This window comes from Nocardiopsis chromatogenes YIM 90109, assembly GCF_000341185.1.
Taxonomy (GTDB): domain Bacteria; phylum Actinomycetota; class Actinomycetes; order Streptosporangiales; family Streptosporangiaceae; genus Nocardiopsis_A; species Nocardiopsis_A chromatogenes.
Window position 1 is genome coordinate 1 of sequence record NZ_ANBH01000389.1, and the last position, 6,908, is coordinate 6,908.

The following is a 6,908-nucleotide window of genomic DNA, read 5'->3' on the forward strand; positions in this document are numbered from 1 at the left end:
TGTGCGGGACGAGGCGGACATGGGAGCCCCCACAGAGGTTAGGACGGTAGGCGCAGACCTTGAGGGCGGCGAGGCCCTTGAGCGCCCTGAGACCTATAGTGATCTCATCAATTGATAAGAGCAAGTGGGTGTCGTCTATTGATGAGAATGTCCGCTATGTCGACCGATACGATTCCGCCCATGGGAGAGAGGCAGTCACCGACCGTCCGGCGCCGTCGGCTGGCGCGGGAGCTCCGGAAGATGAGGGAAGCTGCCGGTATGACCACGGCTGCGGTGACCAGGCAACTCGGATGGGCGGCCGGCCGTGTCAACCACCTTGAGAGTGGGCGGCACGGCACCGACCCGAGCGCCCTGCGCGACCTCATGCGCATCTATGAGGTCACCGACCCCGAACGGATCGAAGCTGTACTCGCGCTCGGGCGGCAGAGCCGTCAGCGCGGATGGTGGCATACCTACAACGACGTGCTCGACGGTGACTACCTCGGATTCGAGGCAGAAGCGTCGACGATCAGCGTCTATCAACCCTCTGTCATACCCGGTCTGTTGCAGACACCGGAATACGCCGCCCGGTCCGCTCGCGCGAGTGGCGCGGTGACCGAGAAGGATATCGAGAGGGTCGTCGCCGTCCGGGAAAAGCGGCAGGAAGTCCTGGTTGAGGGCATCGAACTCTTGGCAGTGCTGGACGAGAACGCCCTGATGCGGCTCGTCCACACATCCGATATCGCCCACGAACAGTTGGCCCGCCTGATCACCATTGCCGAGGCGGTCAACGGCATCACGATCCAGGTACTCCCGGTCAGTGCAGGGCTCCATGCCGCCATGGGAGGCGGTTTCGTCATCCTTGACTACGCCGATGCGGCCGACCCCTCCCTCGTCTACCTCGAAGGCAGGACAGGAGGGACGTTCCTGGAGAAGCCCGAAGAACTGGAAGACTACCGCCGGGTCTTCGCGTCGCTCATGCGGTCGGCGCTGAGCGAAGAGGAGTCCATCAGGTCGATCAAACAGTTCCAGGAAGAGGGGCGACGTGGAGTTTCGTAAGTCCTCCTATAGCGCGACCGAGAGCCACTGTGTCGAAGTCGCCGACGTCCCCGGCGCCAGTGCCGTGCGCGACACCAAGCACCGTGACCTCGGCGTCCTGCGCTTCGGCTCCCCTGAGTGGAGAGCCTTCATCGACGCGGCCAAGCGGGGCGCCTTCTAACCCCTCAGTGCCTCCCCTCCACTCCGTCTCCGTCGCCGGTGCGGTCGTCCGAGAAGACGGCCGCATCCTGGCCATCCGCCGGGCCGACAACGGGCACTGGGGCCCCCGGGCGGTGTCCTTGAGTCGAGTGAGGACATCGAGGCCGGTGTCCGTCGCGAGATCAGCGAGGAGACCGGCCTGCATGTGCTCGTCGGACCCCTCACCGGCGTCTACAAGAACATGAAGGCCCACGTCGTGGCGCTGGTCTTCCGCTGCGCACCCGCTTCGGGCGCGCCGCACCTCACCGACGAGACCACCGGCATCGACTGGCTCACCCCCGACGAGGTCGAGGCCCGCATGGCGCCCGCCTACGCGTGCCGCCTCCTCGACGCGCTCACCCCGGGTGCTCCACCTGCCGTCCGCGTCCACGACGGTCGCGACCTCCTCTGAAGTGTGGCGCCGTCGGATGGCGCCGCCACCGTCAGCCGTCGTGCGTGGACCAGTAGCCCTCCAGCTCGGGCCCCAGGGCTTCGGCCGCCTGCATGGGCAGGGAGTGCGTGGTCTCGGGCCACACGGTCACCGGGTCCATGCCGAGGCTCTGGGCCCGGGCGGCCGCCTCCCCGCCGCCCGCGAGCGACTTCTCCGCCGCGATGTCGACCCGCACCGGCATCTCCATCGACCGCCACTCGCCGTCGGTGAGCGTCCTCGGCACCAACGTCGGGGAGACGTAGTGCTTGGACCCCTCGTCCACCATCACCGACATCGGCGTGCGCTCGCGCACCTCCTCCACCGTCGTGCCGCCGATCTCCGCGAGTGCTCGGTCCTTCCAGGACTGGGGCGCGGGCAGGATCAGCAGCGACGACCACAGGTACATCGAGGCCGGTAGCGACTCCAGCACCACCACGGGTTCGAGCAGAGTCAGCGAGGCGACCCGCCCGGGGCGGTCCAGGGCATGGTTCGCGGCGACGGCCCCGCCGAACGAGTGTCCCACCATGTGCGCGCGGTCGATGTCCAAGCCTGCGAGCATCTGCTCCACCCACTCCGCCTGGTCGTCGAACGAGGCGAAGGGGACGGACTGGGTGGACATCCCCGAGTCGCCGATGGCGTCCATGGCGTAGAGGGTGCGGTCGCCGATCCAGGACGGCAGGTTGTCGCCCCACATCGGCGCTCCGGAGCTGATCCCGGGCACGAACACGACCGGAAGGAGGTCGTTCTCCTCTCTGTCCCCGTCGGCCGCCCACTCGTAGACGCGCACGGTGCCGTACTCGGTGGGCACGTCGTGGGTGCGGGTCGGCTCAGGGAGGTCCGCCATCGCGGCGTCGTAGGCCGCGCGGTAGGACTCGTACCCCTCCTGGCTGCGCCAGTGGCCCACCTGCGGTTCGGGGGAGACGGCCTCGGCGGCCTTATCGATGACGAGCCACGCGGCGACCAGGACCGCGAGGACCTTGAGGACCGCCAGGGCGCGGCGCCGCCGGGGCCGGCGGTTCGGTTCGGTGCTCATGGAGACCCCCGCAAATACAGTCGTATTGATCGCTCGGTGCGAGTGTACACATTGATCAATACGGTCGTATTCATCGCCGCTAGGATGGGGTCATGGACAGCACGGATTCCGACGACCGTCGGACCGCGATCATCCACGCGGTGTGGCAGGTGATCGCCGAGAGCGGCATGGGCGCGGTGTCGATGCGGAACGTGGCGGCGGCCGCGGGGGTGTCGGTGGGCAGGATCCAGTACTGGTTCCGCAGCAAGGACGAACTGCTGCGGGCCAGCCTGGAGGCGATGGTGGCGGGCGCGGAGGAACGCCACACGGCCGAGACCGAAGGGGGCGGCGACCGCGAGGCGCTGTGGCGGCTCATCGCGGGGCCGATCCCGCTGGCGGAGTCGTCGAGGGCGATGGTGTCGGTGTTCCACCAGTACGTGGCCGCCGGGATCAGTCACCCAGGGCTCGCTGCGGTACTGGCCGAGGCCAAGGAGGGCGCGGAGGCCGAGGCCGCGAGGCTGCTCGGGCGGATCGCCCCCGGGACCGCCGACCCCCGCCAGGCCGCCCGTTCGCTGATGGCGACCGCCGACGGGCTGACGATGCGCGTGCTCATCGGGGGCCTGTCGGCGGCCGAGGCGGAACACACCTTCCGCGCCGAGATGGAGCGGGTCACGGGCTGAGGGGCGATGGCGGCACCTCGACGCCGGAGAGTGCCGCCGGCGGAGCGCGGCGCTCTGCTCTTCGGCTCTCCCGAGTGGAGGGCCTACGTCGATGCCGCCGAGCGGGGCGCCTTCTGGATCTCTCGGCTTCCCCTGCGCGGGCGTCCGTTAGGGCGGCCGCATCGTGCGCCGACCGAAATAGGTCGCCTTCTTTGCTGTTCTCCGCGGTCGCCGGTGACGATCCCGTTCTCGCTGGTCTTCCGTACCGGCTGTTCAGGGCGAGGCACGGCCTCATTCGACCGGGAGTCTGCCGATTAACGGGTTTCGCATCACGGAGTGTGTTTCGGAAGGCGGAACGGACTTCGGGTGATGGTGTAGGGGTTAGATGTTGTCCGGAACCTGCCGCCATTGCCGGGCATGACTGTGACGCCAGTCACGCTACCTGCTGGTATGCGGATGAAGTGGATCTTCGCCCCGCTCGTGACCGGGGCACCTTCAGAAGCAGGCGGCAACGGTGTCCGACGCGTCGGATCGGGCCGCTCTTGTGCCCCCGTTCCCCGTCGCCTTGGGCGAAGTTACGGTGGCGGCGCCATTTGCTCCCCATGCGAACCAAAGGAGCGGCCAGGTGAAGAAAGCGCTTCCCTACGCTGCCGTCGGCGGAGCGGCCCTGCTGCTGAGCACGGCGCTCACCTCCGGAACGGCGGCCGCCGAGGAGGAGGAGCACTGCATCGCCAACATGGACACCGGCGAGCAGACGTGCTTCGCCACCCTGGACGCGGCGATCTCCGCCGCCGAGGAGGAGACCGAGCCCTCCGGCCCCACCACCCTGAGCGCACAGGCCCAGAACGACGTCATCCAAGGCACCTTCTTCACTGAGCGGGGCTACGGCGGAGACTCCCTGACGATCTGGGGCGAGGCCCCCTGCGTCAAGGACGGCTGGGTCGACTACGAGTTCAACCTCACCGGGGACTTCTCCGGCTGGGCCAACAGGATCTCCTCGGCTCAGCCGTGGGCCGACTGCTGGATCTGGCTCTACCCCGAGCCCGACCTCGGCGGGTCCCGTGACGGCCCGTACAAGGAGAACACCACCTACGTCGGCGACTTCATGAACAACCGCACCGTCTCGATCGGCTTCAGCTGAGCGTCTTCCCCCTTTCCTCTGAAGCGCGCGCCCCCACCTCTGAAGCGCGTACCCCCCACTTCCGAGAGGACGACGGAATCCCCCATGCGAAAACGATGGACTATCCCCGCCGCCATGATCGCCGCGTCGCTCATGACGGGGCTCTTCCCCGCTCCGGCCCACGCCGATCACGAGGACACCCCCACCTCCCGCCAGCTTCTGGAAGCGTGCGACAACGGCACCGACGCCTGCGTCTTCCACCCCGACGGCCGGCCCGAATACTTCGCGGGGCCGGCGGACCAGGTCGGCAGAGCGGTCTACAACTGCACCGGCCGGGAGCAGCGATTCGAGGTCAGCTGGTCCGACACCACCACCGAGACCAACAGCGTCGGCGTGTCCATGGGCGTCGAGTACGGCTACGCCGAAGTGTTCAGGGCCACCTTCAAGGCGACCTACGGCCACGAATGGTCGAGCTCCCACACCGAATCCCAGACCACCTACGTCTTCACCGGCCCGTACGAGGTCGGCTGGGTGGAGCGCGCGCCGCGGATGGAACAGGTCAGCGGCACCTATGAGCTGCGCTTCCCCGACCGCTACTACGGCCACTACATCTGGTACGTGCCCTTCGAGGCCACCGGCCCCGCGCCGGGCGGCGAGGGGGCGATCGCGCAGCAGACCCGTCCCATGACGCAGACGGAAAGGAATGAGTGCCCGTGACCACGGCAGCGGCGCTACGCCGGACCATACTCGCCTGCGGCTCCGCTGCGGCGGCGTTCGCCGTCACAGCAGGGCTCGCCGCTCCGGCCCACGCCGATCACGAGGACACCCCCACCGCTCGCCAGCTCCTTGAGAGGTGCGACAACGGCACCGACGCCTGCGTCTTCCACCCCGAGGGGCCGCTGCGGGAACACCAGGCGGCCCGCCACGTCGTCGGCGATCCCGTCTACAACTGCACCGACAGGGAACAGTGGATGTCGGTCAGCTGGGCCGACACCACCAGCGAGAGCAACAGCGTCGGCCTGTCACTGGCGGTGGAGTACGGATTCGCCAGTGTCTTCAAGGCCTCCTTCGAGGTGACCTACGGGCACGAATGGAAGACCGAGCACTCCGAGTCCCAGACCACGACGGTCATCACGGCTCCCGGGGAGGTCGGACGGGTCTACGTCGGGCCGAAGATGCAGACGGCGGAGGGCACCTATGAGCTGCGCTTCCCCGACCGCTACTACGGCCACTACATCTGGTACGTGCCCTTCGAGGCCACCGGCCCGACCGAGGACCAGAGCGGGACCATCACCCAGTCGACGCGGCCGATGACCTCCGCGGAGCGCGCCGCACACTGCTGATCCGAGCGAGGGGCGGACCCTGTCCGCTCCGTCCACCGGCCGGGCGCCCCCGCGGGGGCGCCCGGCCTCCCTCCCCATTGCGCCGACGTTAAAGTTAGCCTTACCTTAGAATCTGCATCGCAGCGGTGATGCCCCGGGGGCGGGCCCAACTGCCATGGGCCGCCTCCGTCCCCGGGGGCCGCCGGACCCTGGGGACGAGGAGTGGACCGCATGCCCGTGCAGGCCCGTACCGAGACGTCGGAGAGAACGGACGGCACCGCCAAGGAGCAACCCGTCACCGCCGTCGCCGCCCGCGCGGTGCGGACGTCCCGGGTCGCCGACCACATGGTCCGCGTCACCCTCACCCACCCCTCCTTCGCCGACCCGGTCCGCTTCCCCTACCACGGCCCGGACCACCTCATCCGGCTCCTGCTGCCCGGTGCGACCGGGGAGCTCAACCTTCCGCGCTCGTCGTCGGGCTGGTGGAAGGAGATCCAGGCCATGGACGAACCCGACCGCCCCCGCGTGCGCAACTACACCGTCCGCCGCATCGACCGCGCCCGCGCCGAGATCGACGTCGACTTCGTGCTGCACGCCGAGAACGCCGGGCCCGCCTCCGCCTGGGCCGCCGACGCCCGCCCCGGCGACGGGATCGGCGTCCTCAGCGACCGCGCCGGGTACGCCCCGCCCGCCGACGCCACCGACCTGCTCCTCGTAGCCGACGAGACGGCCCAGCCCGCCCTCGCCGCCATCATCGAGACCCTGCCCGCTCACATGCGCGCCCTGGCGATCCTCGAATACCGGCCCGGCAGCGCCCCCGAGCTCCCCGCCCACCCGGGTGTCGAGCGCGTCCACCTCCACCCCGCCGACGGCGCCGAGCCGGGCGAGGCCGCCCTCGCCCACCTGGAGGGCCGGGACCTCGGCCCGCTCGACTACGCCTGGCTCTCGGGGGAGTCGACGCTGGCCACCTCCCTCCGCCGCCACCTCGTCTCCGGCCGGGGCATGGACAAGGAGCGCGTCTTCTTCTGCGGCTACTGGAAGCGCGGCGTCTCCCACTGACGGTTGGGGCGCGCGGCCCCGCTCGTCGTTGATCTCGGGGAAGTCGGCCTTAAGATGGCGGTGGTTTCTACTGTTCAGTGCAACTTTTCGT

General features: G+C 69.1%; 8 protein-coding genes and 1 pseudogene. 8 read left to right on the forward strand and 1 reads right to left on the reverse strand.

Features of this window, described 5'->3' with window-relative positions; translation table 11 throughout:
* Nucleotides 1–156 precede the first annotated feature (156 nt).
* From D476_RS0131405 to D476_RS35280, 3 genes and pseudogenes are all read left to right on the forward strand, one after another.
* Nucleotides 157–1,038, forward strand: coding sequence for a helix-turn-helix domain-containing protein (locus D476_RS0131405; protein WP_017627831.1), 882 nt, complete (start codon nt 157–159; stop codon nt 1,036–1,038).
* Nucleotides 1,025–1,198: a DUF397 domain-containing protein gene (locus tag D476_RS36945; protein WP_017627832.1), complete on the forward strand. Its 174-nt coding sequence runs from the start codon at nt 1,025–1,027 to the stop codon at nt 1,196–1,198. The genes D476_RS0131405 and D476_RS36945 overlap by 14 nt, the downstream gene beginning before the upstream one ends.
* Before the next feature lie 7 nt (nt 1,199–1,205).
* Nucleotides 1,206–1,627, forward strand: a pseudogene (locus D476_RS35280) (NUDIX hydrolase).
* A gap of 31 nt (nt 1,628–1,658) precedes the next feature.
* Here D476_RS35280 and D476_RS0131420 read toward each other — a convergent pair.
* Nucleotides 1,659–2,678 carry an alpha/beta hydrolase gene (locus D476_RS0131420; RefSeq protein WP_017627834.1) on the reverse strand — a complete coding sequence of 340 codons (1,020 nt, stop codon included), beginning with the start codon at nt 2,676–2,678 and terminating at the stop codon, nt 1,659–1,661.
* A gap of 92 nt (nt 2,679–2,770) precedes the next feature.
* Between D476_RS0131420 and D476_RS0131425 the strand changes: the two genes are divergently transcribed.
* From D476_RS0131425 to D476_RS0131445, 5 genes are all read left to right on the forward strand, one after another.
* Entirely contained in the window at nt 2,771–3,337 is a 567-nt protein-coding gene (locus tag D476_RS0131425) for a TetR/AcrR family transcriptional regulator (RefSeq protein ID WP_017627835.1), read from the forward strand.
* 604 nt (nt 3,338–3,941) lie between these two features.
* Nucleotides 3,942–4,457: a hypothetical protein gene (locus D476_RS0131430; protein WP_017627836.1), complete on the forward strand. Its 516-nt coding sequence runs from the start codon at nt 3,942–3,944 to the stop codon at nt 4,455–4,457.
* Between the two features lie 114 nt (nt 4,458–4,571).
* The gene (locus tag D476_RS0131435; protein ID WP_017627837.1) at nt 4,572–5,153 is read left to right on the forward strand and encodes a hypothetical protein; all 582 of its coding nucleotides are present in this window, start codon (nt 4,572–4,574) and stop codon (nt 5,151–5,153) included.
* Nucleotides 5,144–5,779 (forward strand): hypothetical protein, encoded by a 636-nt coding sequence (locus D476_RS0131440; protein WP_017627838.1) that lies wholly within the window; start codon nt 5,144–5,146, stop codon nt 5,777–5,779. Before D476_RS0131435 ends, D476_RS0131440 begins: the two co-directional genes overlap by 10 nt.
* A gap of 210 nt (nt 5,780–5,989) precedes the next feature.
* Nucleotides 5,990–6,817, forward strand: a complete 828-nt coding sequence (locus D476_RS0131445; RefSeq protein ID WP_017627839.1) for a siderophore-interacting protein — start codon at nt 5,990–5,992, stop codon at nt 6,815–6,817.
* The last annotated feature ends 91 nt before the right edge of the window (nt 6,818–6,908 follow it).